At 74.0% G+C, this 18,522-nt stretch carries 20 protein-coding genes; 19 read left to right on the top strand and 1 reads right to left on the bottom strand.

Features of this window, described 5'->3' with window-relative positions; genetic code table 11:
• The first annotated feature begins 218 nt into the window (after positions 1–218).
• From ACZ60B_RS08265 to ACZ60B_RS08300, 8 genes are all read left to right on the top strand, one after another.
• On the top strand, positions 219–1,475 hold the full coding sequence (locus ACZ60B_RS08265; protein WP_469385214.1) for a PucR family transcriptional regulator: 1,257 nt from the start codon (positions 219–221) through the stop codon (positions 1,473–1,475).
• A 171-nt stretch (positions 1,476–1,646) separates the two neighbouring features.
• Complete coding sequence (locus ACZ60B_RS08270; protein ID WP_469385215.1) at positions 1,647–1,847, top strand: hypothetical protein; 201 nt, start codon at positions 1,647–1,649, stop codon at positions 1,845–1,847.
• A complete protein-coding gene (locus tag ACZ60B_RS08275) occupies positions 1,844–3,484 on the top strand; it encodes a sodium/solute symporter (RefSeq protein WP_469385216.1) in 1,641 nt (546 codons plus the stop codon). Before ACZ60B_RS08270 ends, ACZ60B_RS08275 begins: the two co-directional genes overlap by 4 nt.
• A 93-nt stretch (positions 3,485–3,577) precedes the next feature.
• Positions 3,578–4,558: an ABC transporter ATP-binding protein gene (locus ACZ60B_RS08280; protein ID WP_469385217.1), complete on the top strand. Its 981-nt coding sequence runs from the start codon at positions 3,578–3,580 to the stop codon at positions 4,556–4,558.
• Positions 4,555–5,349: an ABC transporter ATP-binding protein gene (locus ACZ60B_RS08285; RefSeq protein ID WP_469385218.1), complete on the top strand. Its 795-nt coding sequence runs from the start codon at positions 4,555–4,557 to the stop codon at positions 5,347–5,349. The genes ACZ60B_RS08280 and ACZ60B_RS08285 overlap by 4 nt, the downstream gene beginning before the upstream one ends.
• On the top strand, positions 5,346–6,236 hold the full coding sequence (locus ACZ60B_RS08290) for a branched-chain amino acid ABC transporter permease (protein ID WP_469385219.1): 891 nt from the start codon (positions 5,346–5,348) through the stop codon (positions 6,234–6,236). Before ACZ60B_RS08285 ends, ACZ60B_RS08290 begins: the two co-directional genes overlap by 4 nt.
• A complete protein-coding gene (locus ACZ60B_RS08295; RefSeq protein WP_469385220.1) occupies positions 6,229–7,389 on the top strand; it encodes a branched-chain amino acid ABC transporter permease in 1,161 nt (386 codons plus the stop codon). Before ACZ60B_RS08290 ends, ACZ60B_RS08295 begins: the two co-directional genes overlap by 8 nt.
• Positions 7,386–8,648 (top strand): ABC transporter substrate-binding protein, encoded by a 1,263-nt coding sequence (locus tag ACZ60B_RS08300; RefSeq protein WP_469385221.1) that lies wholly within the window; start codon positions 7,386–7,388, stop codon positions 8,646–8,648. Before ACZ60B_RS08295 ends, ACZ60B_RS08300 begins: the two co-directional genes overlap by 4 nt.
• A gap of 73 nt (positions 8,649–8,721) precedes the next feature.
• On the opposite strand, the gene ACZ60B_RS08305 is transcribed toward ACZ60B_RS08300, so the two are convergent.
• On the bottom strand, positions 8,722–9,357 hold the full coding sequence (locus ACZ60B_RS08305; RefSeq protein WP_469385222.1) for a TIGR03085 family metal-binding protein: 636 nt from the start codon (positions 9,355–9,357) through the stop codon (positions 8,722–8,724).
• An 83-nt stretch (positions 9,358–9,440) separates the two neighbouring features.
• Here ACZ60B_RS08305 and hisI point away from each other — a divergent pair, with 83 nt between their 5' ends.
• The 11 genes from hisI (at position 9,441) to lgt (ending at position 18,488) form a co-directional block, all read left to right on the top strand.
• Complete coding sequence (gene hisI / locus ACZ60B_RS08310; protein ID WP_469385223.1) at positions 9,441–9,833, top strand: phosphoribosyl-AMP cyclohydrolase; 393 nt, start codon at positions 9,441–9,443, stop codon at positions 9,831–9,833.
• An 11-nt stretch (positions 9,834–9,844) separates the two neighbouring features.
• The gene (locus ACZ60B_RS08315; protein WP_469385224.1) at positions 9,845–11,335 is read left to right on the top strand and encodes an anthranilate synthase component I; all 1,491 of its coding nucleotides are present in this window, start codon (positions 9,845–9,847) and stop codon (positions 11,333–11,335) included.
• A gap of 51 nt (positions 11,336–11,386) precedes the next feature.
• Positions 11,387–12,043: a TIGR02234 family membrane protein gene (locus ACZ60B_RS08320; RefSeq protein ID WP_469385225.1), complete on the top strand. Its 657-nt coding sequence runs from the start codon at positions 11,387–11,389 to the stop codon at positions 12,041–12,043.
• A 188-nt stretch (positions 12,044–12,231) separates the two neighbouring features.
• On the top strand, positions 12,232–12,483 hold the full coding sequence (locus ACZ60B_RS08325) for an HGxxPAAW family protein (RefSeq protein ID WP_469385226.1): 252 nt from the start codon (positions 12,232–12,234) through the stop codon (positions 12,481–12,483).
• Between the two features lie 97 nt (positions 12,484–12,580).
• Positions 12,581–13,027: a DUF2752 domain-containing protein gene (locus ACZ60B_RS08330; protein WP_469385227.1), complete on the top strand. Its 447-nt coding sequence runs from the start codon at positions 12,581–12,583 to the stop codon at positions 13,025–13,027.
• Between the two features lie 177 nt (positions 13,028–13,204).
• Positions 13,205–14,014 carry an indole-3-glycerol phosphate synthase TrpC gene (gene trpC / locus ACZ60B_RS08335; protein WP_162469813.1) on the top strand — a complete coding sequence of 270 codons (810 nt, stop codon included), beginning with the start codon at positions 13,205–13,207 and terminating at the stop codon, positions 14,012–14,014.
• A 22-nt stretch (positions 14,015–14,036) separates the two neighbouring features.
• Positions 14,037–14,267, top strand: coding sequence for a tryptophan biosynthesis modulator TrpM (gene trpM / locus ACZ60B_RS08340; RefSeq protein WP_469385228.1), 231 nt, complete (start codon positions 14,037–14,039; stop codon positions 14,265–14,267).
• An 80-nt stretch (positions 14,268–14,347) separates the two neighbouring features.
• Entirely contained in the window at positions 14,348–15,631 is a 1,284-nt protein-coding gene (gene trpB, locus ACZ60B_RS08345) for a tryptophan synthase subunit beta (RefSeq protein WP_469385229.1), read from the top strand.
• Entirely contained in the window at positions 15,628–16,464 is an 837-nt protein-coding gene (gene trpA, locus ACZ60B_RS08350) for a tryptophan synthase subunit alpha (RefSeq protein ID WP_469385230.1), read from the top strand. The genes trpB and trpA overlap by 4 nt, the downstream gene beginning before the upstream one ends.
• 88 nt (positions 16,465–16,552) lie before the next feature.
• Positions 16,553–17,329 carry a DsbA family protein gene (locus tag ACZ60B_RS08355; protein WP_469385231.1) on the top strand — a complete coding sequence of 259 codons (777 nt, stop codon included), beginning with the start codon at positions 16,553–16,555 and terminating at the stop codon, positions 17,327–17,329.
• Between the two features lie 82 nt (positions 17,330–17,411).
• Positions 17,412–18,488: a prolipoprotein diacylglyceryl transferase gene (lgt, locus tag ACZ60B_RS08360; RefSeq protein WP_469385232.1), complete on the top strand. Its 1,077-nt coding sequence runs from the start codon at positions 17,412–17,414 to the stop codon at positions 18,486–18,488.
• The last annotated feature ends 34 nt before the right edge of the window (positions 18,489–18,522 follow it).

The raw sequence follows: 18,522 nt of genomic DNA on the forward strand, positions 1-18,522 counted from the left end.
GCGGCCCGGTGGCCGCTTCCGGGGTCGTACGCCGCCCGCCACCTGCTGCCCGCGGTCGGAGGCGGGGATTCCCGGGGCGGCGGGGAATTTGGTCCGACACCCTGGGGACCGACCGGACGGTATGTCATCCTTCGGGACCAAGGACTGCTCCGGAGCCGCCGGCGGGGGACGAACGCCGCGCTGCGCACCGGTGCGAACCGACCCGGTGGAGGACTGCGATGCCGAACGCCGTACGAGCCCGTGTCCGGGTGGTGCCCGAGCTGCCGCCCCCCTCTCCGCCCCTGCGTTCCAGCGTCGACGCGGACGCCGTCGCCGTGCTGCACCGCGCGGCCGCCGTCCTGATGGACGACCTTCCCGAACTCACCGACCGGCTGCTCACCGTGCTGCGGGAACAGGAGCCCGCCTACCGGGCGGCCCTCGAAGCCGACCCCTCGGGCGTCTGGCAGGAGGCGCACCGCTCCCTGCGCCACAACGTCGGCTCGCTGCTGCGCCCCAGGGAGTCCCGGGACGCCGCCCGGCGCTGCTCGTGGCGGATCGGCGCCGAACGGGCCGAACAGGGACTGCCGCTGGACGCGTTGCTGCACGCCTTCCGGCTCGGCGGCGCCATGGTGTGGCGCGGTCTCGTCGAGGAGGCCGCGCGGCGCGACCCCGACGACGTACGCCTGCTCGTGCATGTGGCCGCCGACGTGTGGAACTTCGTCGACGAGCACTGCACCCTGGTCGCCGACGCCTACCGGCAGGTGGAACGGCAGCTCGCCTGGCGCCGGGAGAACCGGCTGCGGCTGATGACCACCGCCCTCCTCGACGGCACCACCCGCATCGCCGACCTGCCGGACGTCGCCGCCGCGCTGGAGCTGCCCGAGCACGGCAGGTACGCGGTGGTGAGCGTGGCCGCCGCGCACCCGGCCGCCCACACCGGCACCCCGCTGCTGTCGGTGCCGCCCGGGATGCGGGCGCACTGGCACGCCGGGGCGGACGCGGAACACGCCATCGTGCACCTCGGCGAGAGCGAGCCGGCCGACCTGGTCGACCGGGTGACCGCGCCCGTCGGGGCGCGGGTCGGCATCAGCCGTGCCGTGGAGGGCCTGGCGGCGGTCGGGGACGCGCGCCGGCTCTCCGAGACCGCGCTGCGCGCCTGCCCGGAGACCGGCGGCACGGTCCTGCTCGACGAGCATCTGCCGGCGGCCCTGCTGGTGTCCGCGCCCGCCCTGGGCGCCGCGCTGGTCCACCGGGTCCTGGGTCCGCTGCTGAGCCTCGACCCGGGCGACCGGGACCTGCTGCTGGACACCGTGTGCGTGTGGCTGGACAGTGACGGCTCCGCGCAGCGCGCGGCGACCCGGCTGTACTGCCACCGCAACACGGTCCTCAACCGGCTGCGCCGTTTCGAACAGCTCACCGGCCGCTCTCTCGCCCGGCCCGCGGACGTCGTCGACACCTCGCTCGCGCTGACCGCCCGACGACTCCTCGGAGACTGACCGCCCGTCCCTTCCGCGGGAGTCGACGGCCCGGCGGTCGTACGGGGCCGCCCGCGCCCGGGGCGACGGTGCTGTGGCCGTGCACAGTCCGGGCCCGGCGGGCCACGGCTCGCGCACACGTCGGGGGTGAGCGGGTGGGGTACCGGCCGCCCCCGTGGTGGCGTGACCGGCATGTCACTCGCCCTCCCGCACCGCCCCGCCGCGCCCCCGTCCGGTCACGCGGCCCCCGCCGCGCCCCCGACCGTCCCGCGTCCCGCCGCCCGCGCCACCGGCCGGGCGGCGGATCCCCGTACCGCCGACGCCGACGCCCGTACCGACAACGGCGCCCGCGCGTACGGCCGGTCGGCGGCGGGAACGGGGAGAACCCGGTGAGCCGCGGCGGCGCCCTCGACGGCGGCTCGCTCGCGATCGTGCTCTTCCTCGCCTTCGTCACCGTCTCGCTGCTCCTGTGCGGTCTCGCCGCGGCCGACCAGGACGAGCCGGAGCAGTTCTACACGGGCAGCTCCTCGCTCGGACCGGTGCAGAACGGGCTCGCCGTGGCCGGCGACTACCTCTCGGCGGCCACCCTGCTGAGCACCACCGGGTCCATCGCCCTCACCGGCGCCGACGGCGTCCTCTTCGCCTGCGCCACCGTGCTGGCCCTGCTGCTGTTCGGCCGGATCCTCGCCGAACCCCTGCGCGGACCAGGCCGCTACACCCTCGGCGACGTGCTGGCCGAGCGGCTGGGGCGGCCGGCCGTGCGCCGGGCCATGGGCCTGGTCACCCTCGTGGTGCTGATCCCGCTGCTCCTGGTCCAGCTCTCCGCCGCCGGACGGATCACCACCGTGATGCTGGGCCTGCCCGCGGGAGCGCTCACCGGCTGCACCGTCGCCACGGGAGCGCTCATGGTCTGCTACTCGGCGTTCGGCGGGATGCGGGGCACCGGGTTCGTCCAGATCCTGAAGACCCTCGTCGTCGTCCCCGTGGTGGTCCTGCTCGCCGTCCTCGTCCTGCACCGGTTCGACGGTGACCCGGGCCGTCTGCTGGACGCGGCCGCGCATCGCGGCGGGCCCGGCTTCACCCGCCCCGGACTCCAGTTCGGCGACTCCCTCGCGGGCCGGCTCGACCTGGTGGGCTTCTCGCTCACCCTGGTGCTGGGCGCCGCCTGTCTGCCGCACGTCACGATGCGCTTCCAGCCGGTGCGCAGCGCGCACGCCCTGCGCGTCTCGCTGCGCTGGGCCGTCGGGTCCGTCGTCCTGATCTGCGCCGCCCTCGCCGTCGTCGGCCTCGGCGCCTGCGCCCTCGTGGGACCGCGGGAGCTGCGCGCGGGGGACCCGTCCGGCGGCACCGCGCTGCTCATGGTGACCACCGCGCTGGACCCGGGGCCCGCCCTGGCCGGCGACAGCGTCCTGTTCGCGCTCGTGGCCTGTGCCGTCTTCGCCACCGCGCTCGCCGCCGTGGCCGGCATCACCCTGGCCGCGGCCGCCTCGCTGGCCCACGACCTCCCGTCGCCGGCCCGCGGCGCACGGCGCGGACGCGGCACGGCCGCCCACGAGGTGACACGGGCCCGGTGCGCGGTGGCCCTGGTCGGCGCCGTCTCGGTGCTGCTGTCGATACCCGCCCACGACCGCAACCCGCAGGTGCTCGTCTCCTTCACCTTCGCCACCGCCGCGTCCGCCCTGCTGCCCGTGGTGGTCTGCGCGTTCCTCGGGCCGTGGTGCACCGCGCGCGGCGCGCTGTGCGCCCTGTACGGGGCACCCGTGCTGACGGCCGTGCTCCTGTTCTTCTCACCGGCGGTCTCCGGCACTCCCGTGGCGCTCCTGCCGGAGTACGACTTCCATCGGTTCCCGCTCCAGACACCGGGTCTGGTCACCGTCCCGGCCGGGTTCCTGCTGTGCCTGCTCGGCTCCCGGGTGCGCCGCCGTACCGACGGCCCGGACGGCGCCCGGAGCGGACCGGACACCCCGGCCGGCGCGGCCCGCTGGGCAGCGGCACAACCCACCGCCGCCGACGCTGGGAGCGGGTCCTGAGCCGCCGCCGCACGCTGTACGCAGTCCGGCGCGCGTGCTCTCGTAGGGCCACTTCCCCCGTAGGTCCGCGTCGTGCGGAGCCGAGGAGTTGTGATGCCCTCTCTGTCATCGGACGGTACCCGGCAGGACGTGTCCCCGCCGGGCGGACCGTCCCCCGGCGACCCGCGCCCCGACGGGCCGTCGGTGCTGCGCGTGCGTGATCTCGACGTGGCCTACGGGCGTGCCCTGACCGCGTTGCGAGGTGTCAGCCTGGAGGTGCCCGCGGGCGGCGCCGTCGCCCTGCTCGGCGCCAACGGCGCGGGCAAGAGCACCCTGTTGCGCTCCCTGTCCGGCACCCTGCGCCTGCACCGCGGGGCGATCACCGCGGGCAGCGCCCACTACGGCGGTCTGCGCCTCGACGGGCAGGACCCGGTGGCCGCCGTGCGCGCCGGGGTCGTACAAGTCCCCGAAGGGCGCCGGGTGTTCGCCGGACTCACGGTGGACGAGAACCTGCGCTCCGGCGGACTCGGCCTCGGCCGCCGGGCCCCGGCGGTCGTCGAGGCCGCCAGGGAACGGGTCTTCGGGCTCTTCCCCCGGCTCGCGGAGCGCCGCAGGCAGCGCGCCGGACTGCTGTCCGGCGGCGAGCAGCAGATGCTCGCCATCGGGCGGGCGCTGATGGCCGCGCCCAGGCTGCTGCTCCTGGACGAACCCTCGCTCGGACTGGCACCGCTGATGGTCGAGCGCATCGCCGAGGTGATCCGCGAGATCAACGCCCAGGGCACCTCGGTCCTGCTCGTGGAGCAGAACGCGGCGATGGCGCTGGCATTGTGCGACCGGGCGTACGTCCTGGAGGTCGGCGAGGTGCGGCTGTCCGGCCCGGCCGCCGAACTGGCCGGGACCGACGCGGTACGCCGCCTCTACCTGGGCGAGGAGGCGACCCCCGCACCGGCCCCGGCACCGACACAGACCCCGGCACCGACACAGACCCCGGCACCGGCACCGACCCCGGCACCGACTTCGGTCGCCGCGGGCTCCGCCGCACCCGCCGACGGCTCCTCCGCCGCGTCCGCCGCCGAAGGGCAGGGTGCCCCATGAGCGGACCGCCCCCGCCCCTGCGCGTCGAGGACGTCACGGTCAGGTTCGCCGGGCTCACCGCGCTGGACTCGGTCGGCTTCACCGTGGCGCCCGGCAGCGTGCACGCGCTGATCGGACCCAACGGAGCCGGCAAGTCGACCTGCTTCAACGTCGTGTCCGGACTGTGCCGGCCCACCCGGGGCGGGGTCCGCCTCGGCGATCGGGAACTCACCCGGCTGCCCCCGCACCGGATCGCGCTGCTCGGCATCGCCCGCACCTTCCAGAACATCGTCACCACGGCCGGCACGGTCGGCGACAACCTGATGCTCGGCCGGCAGGCCCTGGGCCGCGCGGGATTCACCGCCACCGCCCTGCGGCTGCCGGGCACCGTGCGCGAGCAGCGCGAGCACCGCGCACGGGCCCGGGAGATCGCCGAACTCACCGGCCTCGGACCGCTGTTCGACACCCCGGTCGCCCTGCTCTCCTACGGCGACCGCAAGCGGGTCGAACTCGCCCGCGCCCTGTGCCTGGAACCCCGGGTGCTGCTGCTCGACGAACCGGTGGCCGGCATGAACTCCGGCGAACGCGCCCGCACCGTCGAGGTGGTGCGCACCGTCCGCGCCGAACTGGGCCTGTCCGTCCTGCTGGTGGAGCACGACATGGGCCTCGTCATGCGGCTGGCCGACGAGGTCACCGTCCTCGACTTCGGCCGCCGTATCGCCGCGGGCACCCCGGACCAGGTCCGCCAGGACCCCGAGGTGCGCCGCGCCTACCTCGGCACCCCGACCACCTCCCGGGAGCACATCGCATGAACACCGCCCTGGACACCGTGCTGAACGGGCTCGCCCTCGGCTCGGTCTACGCCCTGGTCGCCCTCGGCTTCGTCATCATCTTCAAGGCCTCGGCGGTGATGAACTTCGCGCACGGCTCGCTGCTGCTGCTCGGCGGCTACCTGACCGCCGTGCTGCACGACCGGCTGGGCTTCGCGGGCGCCCTCGCCCTGGCGGTGCTCGCCACCGCGGCGGCCGCCGGACTGATCGACGTACTGCTGCTGCGCCGCGTCGACCCGGCCGCCGCGCACGTGCTGACCATCGTCACCATCGGCGTCGACATCCTGCTGATGACCGACCTCACCCGCCGCATCGGCGGGGACCTGCTCACCCTCGGCGACCCCTGGGGCTCCGACGTGACCCGGCTCGGTTCGGTGACCGTCGCCGACAGCCGGATCGCCTCGATCCTGGTGTCGACGGTCGTCATCGCCGCGGTCTTCGCCGTGTTCCGGTTCACCCCCTGGGGCCTGTCGCTGCGCGCCGCCGCCGAGGACCAGGAGGCCGCCGCCCTGATGGGCATCCGGCTCGCCCGGATCCGTACCCTCGCCTGGTGCCTGGCCGGGGCGCTCGCCGCGCTCGCCGCCGTGTTCCTGGCCGCGTTCCCGGCGCCCGGCCTGGAGCGCACGACCGGACAGATCGCGCTGAAGGCGTTCCCCGCCGCCATCCTCGGCGGAATGGCCTCGCCGCCCGGCGCGCTCGCCGGCAGCCTGCTGATCGGCGTCACCGAGGCGCTGGCGGCCGGCTACCAGTCCGAACTCTCCGCGCTCGGCGAGGGTTTCGGCGACGTGGTGCCGTACGCCGTCATGGTGCTGGTGCTCCTCGTCCGGCCGGCCGGTCTCTTCGGCACCAAGGAGGCGGCCCGTGTCTAGGCGCCTCCTCGCGGCGGGCGCCGTGCTCGTCCTGTGCGCCCTGCCCTTCTACCTGGGCGCGTTCTGGCTCCAGGTCGGGCTGTTCTCGATGGCGGCCGCGCTCGGCGCCGTCGGACTCACCCTGCTCACCGGCACCGCCGGCCAACTCTCCCTGGGCCACGCCTTCTTCCTCGCGGTCGGCGCCTACGGATACGTGTGGCTGGCCGGGGAGCCCGGACCGGGCCTGCCGCCGCCGCTCGCCCTGGTGCTCGCGGTCTGCCTGAGCGGGGTGGCGGGCGGGCTGTTCAGCCCGGTGGCCGGCCGGGTGCGCGGTGTCTACCTGGGAGTGGCGACCCTCGCCCTGGTCTTCCTCGGCCGGCACGTGATGCTCAACGCCGACTCCCTCACCGGCGGCTTCAACGGACGGTCCGTGCCGCCGATGTCCCTGGGCGGCTTCGCCTTCACCGGGACCGACCCGCAACTGACCGTGCTGGGCGTGCCGTTCGGCGCCGAGGAACGCCTGTGGTACCTCGCGCTGGCCCTGCTGGGCGCCGGCTGGTTCGCCGCCCGCAACCTGCTCGCCGGCCGCCCCGGCCTGGCGCTGACCGCGCTGCGCGACAGCGAGACCGCCGCGGCCGTGATGGGCGTCCCGGTGGCCCGTAGGCGCTCGGCCGCCTTCGTGGTCTCCTCCATGTACGCGGGCCTGGCCGGGGTCCTGCTCGCGCTCGTCTTCCGCCGGATCGTGCCGGACTACTTCGGCCTCGCCCTGTCCATCGACTACCTCGCGATGATCGTCATCGGCGGACTCGGCTCGGTGGCGGGCGCCGTGGCGGGAGCCGTCTTCGTCACCGCGCTGCCCCTGCTCATGGCCCGCTACGCCGACCAGCTGCCCCTGGTCGCGGCGCCCGGCGCGCCCGGCCACGCGGTGGGTCCCACCGAGGCCTCGCGCTATCTGTACGGCGCCGCCGTCGTCCTCGTCCTGCTCTTCGCCCCCGACGGGCTGAGCGGCCTGGCCCGGCGGGCCACGGCCCTCGTCCGACGGCGCCGTACCCCGCCCGCCACGATGCCGCCCGCCGCCGGCCCCTCCGTCACCGACCCCTCCGCCGCCTCTCCGGCCTCCTCACCCGCGGCCGCGTCCGCACCGGATCAACGACCCAAGGAGCGCACCTCGTGAACACCACGGGACGCACAGCACTCGCCACGACCCTCGCCGTCCTGTTGCTGGCCGGCGTCGGATGCAGCACCAAGGCCGGGACATCGGACGGGGAGGCCGCCGCGGACGGGGTGAAGACCGGCCCCGGCGTCACCGCCGACACGATCTCGCTCGGCGCGCTCACCGACCTGAGCGGCCCCTACGCCACCCTCGGCAAGAGCATCGTCCAGGCCCAGCAGATGTGGGCGGACGAGACCAACAAGAGCGGCGGGATCTGCGGACGCAAGATCAAGATCGTCGTCCGGGACCACGGCTACGACGTCCAGAAGGCCGTCGCCGCCTACACCGAGATCTCCCCGAACGTCCTGGCGCTGCCCCAGGTCATCGGCTCGCCCGTGGTCGCCGCCCTGCTCGACGACATCGACCGCGACCGCCTCCTGACCTTCCCGCAGGCCTGGGCCGCCTCCCTGCTCGGCAAGGACGCCGTCCAGGTGCTCGGCACCACCTACGACCTCGACATGGTGCGCGCCGTCGACTTCCTCACCCGTACCCAGGGAGTGAAGAAGGGCGACCGGATCGGTCATGTGTACTTCGAGGGCGACTACGGCGGCAACGCCCTGGAGGGCTCCACCTGGGCGGCGCGCCAGGCGGGCCTCACGATCGTCGGACAGAAGATCAAGGCCACCGACACCGACCTCTCGGCGCAGGTCACCGCGTTGCGCAAGGCCGGGGTCAAGGCGATCCTGATCAGCGCGGGACCCGGCCAGACCGCCTCGCTGGTGGGCGTGGCCGCCGCGAGCGGGCTGAAGGTCCCGGTCGTCACCAGCGCGCCCGGTTACGCCCCGCAGCTCCTCAAGACACCGGCGGCGCCCGCGCTGCTCGCCATGCTGCACGTCGTCACCGCCGCCCCGCCGGTCAGCTCCGACCTGCCGGCCGTCACCAAGATGGTCGCGTCGTACCAGAAGAAGTACCCGGGCGAGCTGGTCGACGCGGGCACCCTGTCGGGCTACAACGCGGCCGAGCTGATGGGCCTGGACCTCAAGGCCGCCTGCGCGGCCAAGGACCTCAGCCGGGAAGGGCTGGTGAAGGCCCACCGCGCGCAGAAGTCGGTGGACAACGGCCTGGGCACCCCGGAGGACTTCTCCGACGCCTCGCGCCCGGCGGGCACGGCCGTCTACGTGACCAAGCCGGACGCGAAGGCCACCGGCGGCACGGTGCTGGTCGAGGACGCCCGCGCGCTGCCCGCGGAACAGCAGTACCTGGACTCACGCAAGCAGTGAGCCCCGGCGGGCCCCGGGTCCGGACCCGGGCGGGGCGACTCACGGCCCCTCCCGGGTCCGGACCCCGCCCGGATCAGAGGCCCAGCGACCTGGACTCGTGCAGCTGGGTGATGGCCGCCTTCTCGCCCTCCAGCTCCACCGCGGCCACGCCCTGCCGCCCGTACGCGAACAGCAGCAGTTCCGACGGTTCGCCGGTCACCGTCACGACCGGCGTGCCCTTGTGCGCCACCACCGTCCGGCCGTCCGGGCGGCGCAGCACCAGCCCGGTCGGCGCCCGGCGGCCCACCAGCCGGGCCGACCGCTCCAGCCGGGACCACAGCGAGTCCTGGAACACCGAGTCCAGCTCGCGCGGCGCCCAGTCCGGCTGCGCCCGGCGGACGTCCTCCGTGTGGACGTAGAACTCCACCGTGTTCGACGCCTCGTCGACCTGCTTGAGCTGGAACGGCGAGAAGCGCGGCGGCCCGGTGCGGATCAGCTGGACCAGCTCCTCGTACGGCTTGGCCGCGAACTCCTCCATCACCTTCTCCAGGCGGGACGCGAGCTGCTTGACCAGGATGCCGCCGGCGGCGTCCGGGCGGCGCTCCCGTACCACCACGTGCGCGGCGAGGTCACGGGTCTGCCAGCCCTCGCACAGCGTGGGGGCCTGCGGACCGGTGACCTCCAAGAGGTCGGCGAGAAGGAGCCGTTCACGCTTGGCGAAGGTCGACATGCCGTCAGCCTACGGCCACGCGCCGGGTCCGCCCAGTGGACACCGCGCCCGGAACGCCCGGACCGCGCGGCACAATGGCCACCATGACCAGCACGCCCCCGCCCAGCAGCCTGAACCCCGAGATCGCCGCCCGCCTCAAGCGCAGCGCCGACGGACTCCTGCCCGCCATCGCCCAGCAGTACGACACCGGCGAGGTGCTCATGCTCGGCTGGATGGACGACGAGGCGCTGCACCGCACGCTGACCACGGGCCGCTGCACGTACTGGTCCCGCAGCCGCCGGGAGTACTGGGTCAAGGGCGACACCTCCGGTCACTTCCAGTGGGTCAGGTCCGTCGCCCTCGACTGCGACGCCGACACGCTGCTGGTCAAGGTCGACCAGGTCGGCGCCGCCTGCCACACCGGGGCGCGCACCTGCTTCGACGAGGACGTGCTGCTCGCGGGCGCCGATTCCGGCGTACCCGCCGAGGGTCAGTAAGGTCAGCCGCCATGGACCTCGAGACGTTCCGCAAGCTGGCCACCGACCGGCGGGTCATCCCGGTCACCCGCAAGCTCCTCGCCGACGGCGACACCCCGGTCGCGCTCTACCGCAAGCTCGCCGCCGAGCGCCCCGGCACCTTCCTGCTGGAGTCCGCGGAGAACGGACGGTCCTGGTCCCGCTACTCCTTCGTCGGGGTCCGCAGCTCCGCCACGCTCACCGCGCGTGACGGCCAGGCGCACTGGCTCGGCGCCCCGCCCGTCGGCGTCCCCGTCGACGGCGACCCGCTCGCCGCGCTGCGCGCCACCATCGAGACCCTCCACACCCCCGGCCAGGACGACCTGCCGCCCTTCACCGGCGGCATGGTCGGCTACCTCGGCTACGACATCGTGCGCCGGCTGGAGAAGATCGGCCCCGGCGAGCGCGACGACCTCCGGCTGCCCGAGCTGACCATGCTCCTCACCAGCGACCTGGCCGTCATGGACCACTGGGAGGGCTCCGTCCTGCTGATCGCCAACGCGATCAACCACAACGACCTCGACACCGGCGTCGACGACGCCCACGCCGACGCCGTGGCCCGGCTGGACGCCATGGAGGCCGACCTCTCCCGCGCGGTCGCCCAGCCGCCCGCCGTGCTCCCGCCGTCCGAACTCCCCGAGTACAGCGCCCTGTGGGGCGGCGCGGACTTCCAGCGGGCCGTCGAGGACGTCAAGGAGCGCATCAGGGCGGGCGAGGCGTTCCAGGTCGTCCCCTCGCAGCGCTTCGAGACGCCGTGCACGGCGAGCGCGCTGGACGTCTACCGGGTGCTGCGGGCCACCAACCCCTCCCCGTACATGTACCTGTTCCGCTTCGAGGGCTTCGACGTCGTCGGCTCGTCCCCGGAGGCGCTGGTCAAGGTCGAGGACGGGCGGGCCATGGTGCACCCGATCGCCGGCACCCGGCACCGCGGGGCGACCCCGCAGGAGGACCAGGCCCTCGCCGACGAACTGCTCGCCGACCCCAAGGAGCGCGCCGAGCACCTCATGCTGGTCGACCTCGGGCGCAACGACCTCGGCCGGGTCTGCGAACCGGGCTCGGTCGAGGTGGTCGACTTCATGTCCGTCGAGCGGTACTCGCACGTGATGCACATCGTCTCGACGGTCACCGGGCGGGTCGCGGCGGGCCGCACCGCCTTCGACGTCCTGACCGCCTGCTTCCCGGCGGGCACCCTGTCCGGCGCGCCGAAGCCGCGCGCGATGCAGATCATCGACGAACTCGAACCGTCCCGGCGCGGGCTGTACGGCGGCTGCGTCGGCTATCTCGACTTCGCCGGCGACTCCGACACCGCCATCGCCATCCGTACGGCCCTGCTGCGCGACGGCACCGCCTACGTCCAGGCCGGGGCGGGCATCGTCGCCGACTCCGACCCGGTCGCCGAGGACACCGAGTGCCGCAACAAGGCGGCGGCGGTGCTGCGCGCGGTGCACACCGCCAACCGGCTCGGCCAAGCCCCGGGCAAGTAGGGCGAGTCTCACGTCGCCCCGGGTGCCGGTTCGCCCGGGGTTCAGGCGATAGTGGGGTACGTGACTGCTGTTCCTCACCCTCGTGCCCAAGCCGCCGCCCCGGTCCGGTCCGGCCGCCGGAGCCTCGCCGTCGCCCTGCCGAGCGGGGCGCTGGGCGCCGCCGTGGCCCTGCTGGCCACCCGCCAGCGCTGGTCGCAGGGCACCGCGACGGTGGCCGGCGGCGACTTCCCGCTGACCGCCAAGGGCAGCGACGTCACCGGCGTCCCCGCAGCCCTGGCGATAGTGGGTCTCGCCGCGCTGGTCGCCGTCTTCGCGGTCCGCCGCACCGGCCGCCAACTCGTCGCCGCGCTGCTCGCGCTCTCCGGTGCCGGGATCGTCGCCGCGGCGCTGTTCGGCGCCGCCGACACCTCCGCGCTCGACGAGAAGGCCGCGCAGGCCTCCGGCGACACCTCGGCCGTCGTGGCCGCCTTCACCCACACCGCCTGGCCCTACGTGGCCGCCGTGGGCGGTGCCCTGATCCTGCTGGCCGGGCTGCTGGCCCTGCGCTACGGCCCGCTGTGGCCGGCGATGTCGGGGCGCTACGAGCGCAACGGCAGCCCCAGGACGCGCCGCGCGGCGCCGGCCGTCGACCCCGACCGGCCGGAGGACATCTGGAAGGCCCTGGACCGGGGAGAGGACCCGACGGGCGCCGACCCCGACCCCGCCTAGCACCAGCGACGGGCCGGGCGCAGGGGCCCCGCCTCCGCCCCGGCCACGATCCGGCGCACTGCCCGCCGAGCGTGCCGTACGCGCGCGGGGAGCACCCCCGATCACGGGACGCGTCCGCGTACGGGACAATGGACGGTGAGCGTCCGGCTCAGACACGTACACACGTACACAGCAACGAGGAGCAAGTCATGGCGGGCAGCAGCCACGGTCACACCCCGGCCGCCTGGACCGGTGTCATCATCGCCTTCATCGGTTTCTGCGTCGCGGGCGCTTTCATGGTGATGGCGCAGCCCCTGGGCTTCTGGGGCGGCATGGTGATCGTCGCCCTCGGTGGTGTCGTCGGCGCCGCGATGAGCGCCGCGGGTCTGGGCCAGCCGAAGCAGGCCCCTCTCGTCGTCCAGTCCCCCGCGCGCCGCGAGCCGGCCGGCGTCGAGGGCTGAACACCCGCGTCACCGCGTACCCCGCAGGGGGCGTACCCGCGCCGACGAGCGCGCGGGTGCGCCCCCTGTCGCGCGCTCACGGCCCGCACGGGGCAGAATGCGAGGCGTGAACGCCGACAGCCAGGGGGCCCGGGGCATGCCCGCGGGGACCGTCGCGGGGCGGCTGGCCGTGCCCGCCGGACTGCTCGCGGCCGTCGTGGGCGCCTTCGCCTACGTCGGCGCCGTGGACCCCAACGAGCCGGGCCACTACCCCGTCTGCCCGCTGCTGCGCCTGACCGGCGTCTACTGCCCCGGCTGCGGCGGTCTGCGCAGTGCGCACGCCTTCGTCCACGGCGACCTCGTGACGGCCCTCCAGGACAACGCGGCGGCCGTGCTCGGCTATCTGGGCTTCGCCGTACTGTGGACCGTCTGGGTGGTCCGCGCGGCCCGCGGACGGTCGCTGCGGATCGACCTCGGACCGGCGCATCTGTGGACGCTGGGCGTGTCGCTGCTGGTCTTCACGGTGGTCCGGAACCTGCCGTTCGGCGGCTGGCTGCATCCTTGACCGGGGGACGGAGGTCCAGGTAGTGGGACCGGCGTCAACCGGATGCGAGGCCTACGCCTTCCTCCGGATACCATCGCAGTGGCCGTGAATCGCGCCCACCGGCAGTGCCCGAGCGGCAGCCCCGGGGCGCAGGCCCGATCGCTTGAAGAGTCAACCGTCTGGAAGGGGGCCGCTCGCGTGAGTGTGCTCGACGAGATCATCGACGGAGTCCGTGCCGACCTCGCGGAACGGCAGGCGCGCGTCAGCCTCGACGAGCTCAAGGAGCGCGCGGCCAAGGCTCGTGCCGCCAAGGACGGGGTGGCCGCGCTGCGCGGCGAGGGCGTCAAGGTGATCTGCGAGGTCAAGCGCTCCAGCCCGTCCAAGGGTGCGCTGGCCGCGATCGCCGACCCGGCGGCCCTGGCCGCCGACTACGAGGCGGGCGGCGCCGCCGTCATCTCCGTGCTGACCGAACAGCGCCGCTTCGGCGGCTCGCTGGCGGACCTCGAAGCGGTCCGCGCCCGCGTGGACATCCCCGTGCTGCGCAAGGACTTCATCGTCACCGCCTACCAGCTGTGGGAGGCGCGCGCGTACGGCGCCGACCTCGCGCTGCTGATCGTCGCGGCCCTGGAGCAGCCCGCCCTGGAGTCCCTCATCGAGCGCGCCGAGTCCATCGGGCTCACGCCGCTGGTCGAGGTGCACGACGAGGACGAGGTCGAGCGCGCGGTGGACGCGGGCGCCAAGGTCATCGGCGTCAACGCGCGAAACCTGAAGACCCTGGAGGTCGACCGCTCCACGTTCGAGCGGGTCGCCCCCGAGATCCCGGCCCACATCGTCAAGATCGCCGAGTCCGGCGTCCGCGGTCCGCACGACCTCATCGCCTACGCCAACGCCGGCGCCGACGCGGTCCTGGTCGGCGAGTCCCTGGTCACCGGCCGCGACCCGAAGGCCGCGGTGTCCGACCTGGTGGCGGCGGGCGAGCACCCGGCGCTGCGGCACGGGCGCGACTGACACTCCGCTAGGGTTGATCCCGATGACGCCCACGACGCTCTCGACGACCGTGGACCGGTACGCCCGCCTCGCGCGCGGCTGCCGGCCCCGCGGCTGCCGTGCCCCCGCGCGCCGGGTGCACGGCCGTCGGGTCCGTTACGTCATCGGTGACGAACCCGGGCAGGTCAACGGCAGGCGATGGCAGCGCCCCTTCAGGGGCGCGGGGCAGTACCGAACGCGCGGCCACCGCCGCGCGGGCGCGAGCGACCACTGACGGCTCGCGGCCATCGGACATATCTCCGCCCCCACGGCGAACAGTGTCTTTTCTCCGCACACTCACCGTGAGGTTTTCGCATGCCCAGCGATTTCTTCTTCCCCGACCCCACCGGTCAGGTGCCCAGCGCCGAGGGCTATTTCGGCGCGTTCGGCGGCAAGTTCATCCCGGAGGCGCTCGTCGCCGCCGTGGACGAGGTCGCCGTCGAGTACGACAAGGCGAAGTCCGACCCCGAGTTCGCCCGCGAGCTCGACGACCTGCTGGTCAACTACACCGGCCGGCCCAGCGCCCTCACCGAGGTGCCCCGGTTCGCCGAGCACGCCGGCGGCGCCCGGGTGTTCCTCAAGCGCGAGGACCTGAACCACACCGGCTCACACAAGATCAACAACGTGCTCGGCCAGGCCCTGCTCACCAAGCGGATGGGCAAGACCCGGGTCATCGCCGAGACCGGAGCCGGCCAGCACGGCGTCGCGACGGCCACCGCCTGCGCGCTGTTCGGCCTCGAATGCACCATCTACATGGGCGAGATCGACACCCAGCGCCAGGCCCTCAACGTGGCCCGGATGCGGATGCTCGGCGCCGAGGTCGTCGCCGTGAAGTCCGGCAGCCGGACCCTGAAGGACGCCATCAACGAGGCCTTCCGGGACTGGGTCGCCAACGTCGACCGCACCCACTACCTGTTCGGCACCGTCGCCGGGCCGCACCCCTTCCCCGCCATGGTCCGCGACTTCCACCGGGTCATCGGCGTCGAGACCCGGCGCCAGATCCTGGAGCGCGCGGGCCGGCTGCCCGACGCGGCCGTCGCCTGCGTCGGCGGCGGCTCCAACGCCATCGGCCTCTTCCACGCCTTCATCCCCGACACCGACGTCCGCCTGATCGGCTGCGAACCCGCCGGGCACGGCGTGGAGACCGGCGAGCACGCGGCCACCCTGACCGCGGGCGAGCCCGGCATCCTGCACGGTTCGCGCTCCTACGTCCTCCAGGACGACGAGGGCCAGATCACCGAGCCGTACTCGATCTCGGCCGGCCTGGACTACCCGGGCATCGGCCCCGAGCACTCCTACCTCAAGGACAGCGGGCGCGCCGAGTACCGCGCGGTCACCGACGACGCGGCCATGCAGGCCCTGCGCCTGCTGTCGCGCACCGAGGGCGTCATCCCCGCCATCGAGAGCGCCCACGCCCTCGCCGGCGCCCTGGAGGTCGGCCGTGAGCTCGGCCCCGACGGGCTGATCGTCATCAACCTGTCGGGCCGCGGCGACAAGGACATGGACACCGCCGCGCGCTACTTCGGCCTGTACGACACCGACGCCGAGGTCGCCGCCGACGCGGCCGACATCGCCGAGATCGAGGGGGACGCCAAGTGAGCGGGACCGCACCGACGGGCGGCCGGGGCCGGCTGCTGACCGACACCCTCGCCGCCGCGAAGGCCGAGGGCCGCGCCGCCCTCATCGCCTACCTCCCGGCCGGATTCCCGACCGTGGACGGCGGCATCGAGGCGATCAAGGCCGCCTTCGACGGCGGCGCCGACGTCGTCGAGGTGGGCCTGCCGCACAGCGACCCGGTCCTCGACGGCCCGGTCATCCAGACCGCCGACGACATCGCCCTGCGCGGCGGCGTCCGGATCGCCGACGTGATGCGCACGGTGCGCGAGGCGCACGAGGCGACGGGCAAGCCCGTCCTCGTGATGACGTACTGGAACCCGATCGACCGCTACGGCGTCGAGCGCTTCACCGCCGAGCTCGCCGAGGCCGGCGGGGCCGGGGCGATCCTGCCCGACCTGCCGGTGCAGGAGTCCGCGCTGTGGCGGGAGCACGCCGCGAAGCACGACCTCGCGACGGTCTTCGTGGTGGCGCCCAGCAGCAAGGACGAGCGGCTCGCCGAGATCACCGCGGCGGGCAGCGGTTTCGTCTACGCCGCCTCGCTGATGGGGGTCACCGGCACCCGCGCCTCGGTGGGCGCGCAGGCCGAGGACCTGGTCCGGCGCACCCGGGTCACCGGCACCCGCCTGCCGGTCTGTGTCGGCCTCGGCGTGTCGAACGCCGAGCAGGCCGCCGAGGTGGCCGGCTTCGCCGACGGGGTGATCGTCGGCTCGGCCTTCGTCAAGCGGATGCTGGACGCCCCGGACGAGGCGGCCGGCGTCGAGGCGGTCCGCGCGCTCGCGGGCGACCTCGCGAAGGGCGTGCGCCGACAGGTGTGACGTAAGGGACATTCCGTACGAGTCACTCGAACGGGTGGACCTGGGGCCGGGGAGGCGCGCTGCGCCTCCCCGGTTCGTTCCTGCGTGTGTGAGCGAGAAGAACCACCATGACGGAAAGCGCGCCGCACGCGAGCGGCTGGCGGTCGAACGTGAGAAGCAGAAGGCCGGGGAGAGGCGTCGACGGACGCTGATCGTGGGCGCGAGCGTCGTCTGCGTACTGGGACTGGCGGCGGTGATCGGCATCGTCGCCGCGAACGCCGGCAAGGACAAGAGCAGCAACGCGGGCCCGGTCGCCGCGCCCTCGGGAGCACAGGGCAAGGACGGCCTCGCCATCCCGGTCGGCCAGGAGGGCGCGAAGTCGACGCTCACCGTCTGGGAGGACTTCCGCTGCCCGGCCTGCAAGGCCTTCGAGGCGGCGTACCGCCCGACCGTCCACGAGCTGACGGACGCCGGGCAGCTCAAGGTGGAGTACCACCTGGCCACCCTCATCGACGGCAACATGGGCGGCAGCGGCTCCCGCAAGGCCGCCAACGCCGCGGCCTGCGCCCAGGACGCCGGCAAGTTCACCGCGTACCACGACGTGCTCTACGAGAACCAGCCGCCGGAGACCCAGGACGCCTACGCGGACAACGCCAGGCTCATCGAGCTCGCGGGCAAGGTCGACGGTCTCGACACGCCCGAGTTCCGCAAGTGCGTCGAGGAGGGCACGCACGACAGCTGGGTCGTGAAGTCGAACGAGGCCTTCAAGGCCGGGAAATTCGGCGGCACCCCGACCGTGCTGCTCGACGGCAAGAACATCTACCAGGACCCGACGATGACCCCGCAGAAGCTGAAGGAGATGGTGCAGGAGGCGGCCAAGGGGTGAGTGTTCCCCGTCTCCCTGTTATGGAGCCGTAGCCGGGCTGCCTGCCGTGGGCCCGGTCCGGCACGGTAGCGTCGACCTTGCCATGGAACTTGCCTACATTCCCAGCCCGTCGCGCGGGGTGCTGCACCTCGGTCCCATCCCGCTGCGCGGCTACGCGTTCTGCATCATCATCGGCGTCTTCGTAGCCGTCTGGCTCGGCAACAAACGCTGGATCGCCCGCGGCGGGCGGGCCGGCACGGTGGCCGACATCGCGGTCTGGGCCGTGCCCTTCGGCCTGGTCGGCGGTCGGCTCTACCACGTGATCACGGACTACGAGCTGTACTTCAGCGAGGGCCGTGACTGGGTGGACGCCTTCAAGGTCTGGGAGGGCGGCCTCGGCATCTGGGGCGCCATCGCGCTCGGTGCGGTGGGCGCGTGGATCGGCTGCCGCCGCCGCGGTATCCCGCTGCCCGCCTACGCCGACGCCATCGCCCCCGGCATCGCCCTCGCCCAGGCGATCGGACGCTGGGGCAACTGGTTCAACCAGGAGCTCTACGGGCGGCCCACCGACCTGCCGTGGGCGCTGAAGATCACGTCCTCGACGGACGGCCGGATCCCGGGCACCTACCACCCGACGTTCCTGTACGAGTCCCTGTGGTGCGTCGGCGTCGCCTTCCTGGTCATCTGGGCCGACCGCCGCTTCAAGCTCGGACACGGCCGGGCGTTCGCGCTGTACGTCGCGGCGTACTGCGTGGGCCGCGGCTGGATCGAGTACATGCGGGTCGACGACGCCCACCACATCCTGGGGCTCCGTCTGAACGACTGGACCGCGCTCGTCGTCTTCCTGCTCGCGGTGGTGTACATCGTGGTGTCGGCGAAGAAGCGGCCCGGCCGGGAGGCCGAGGTCGAGCCCGGCGCCGGAGCCGAGGGCGACGGCGGGACCGAGGCGCAGGCCGAGGAGAAGACCGAGGACAAGGCCGACGGCGAGGCCGGGGAGAAGGCGGACGGCGAGGCCGGGGACAAGGCGGACGCCGTGACGGACCGCGAGGCCGACGCGGCCGAGGGCACGCCGGCCGGCCGGCCCGAGGACGGGACGGCGGTCGAGGCCGACACCGAGGCCGAGGACGCCTCGGACGCGAAGGCGAAGGACCGGACCGAGTCGGCGGGCAAGAAGAGCTGACGTCGGACCGTACGACGACAGGGCGCCCCGGGCC

Source organism: Streptomyces sp. NPDC104096 (assembly GCF_055584385.1).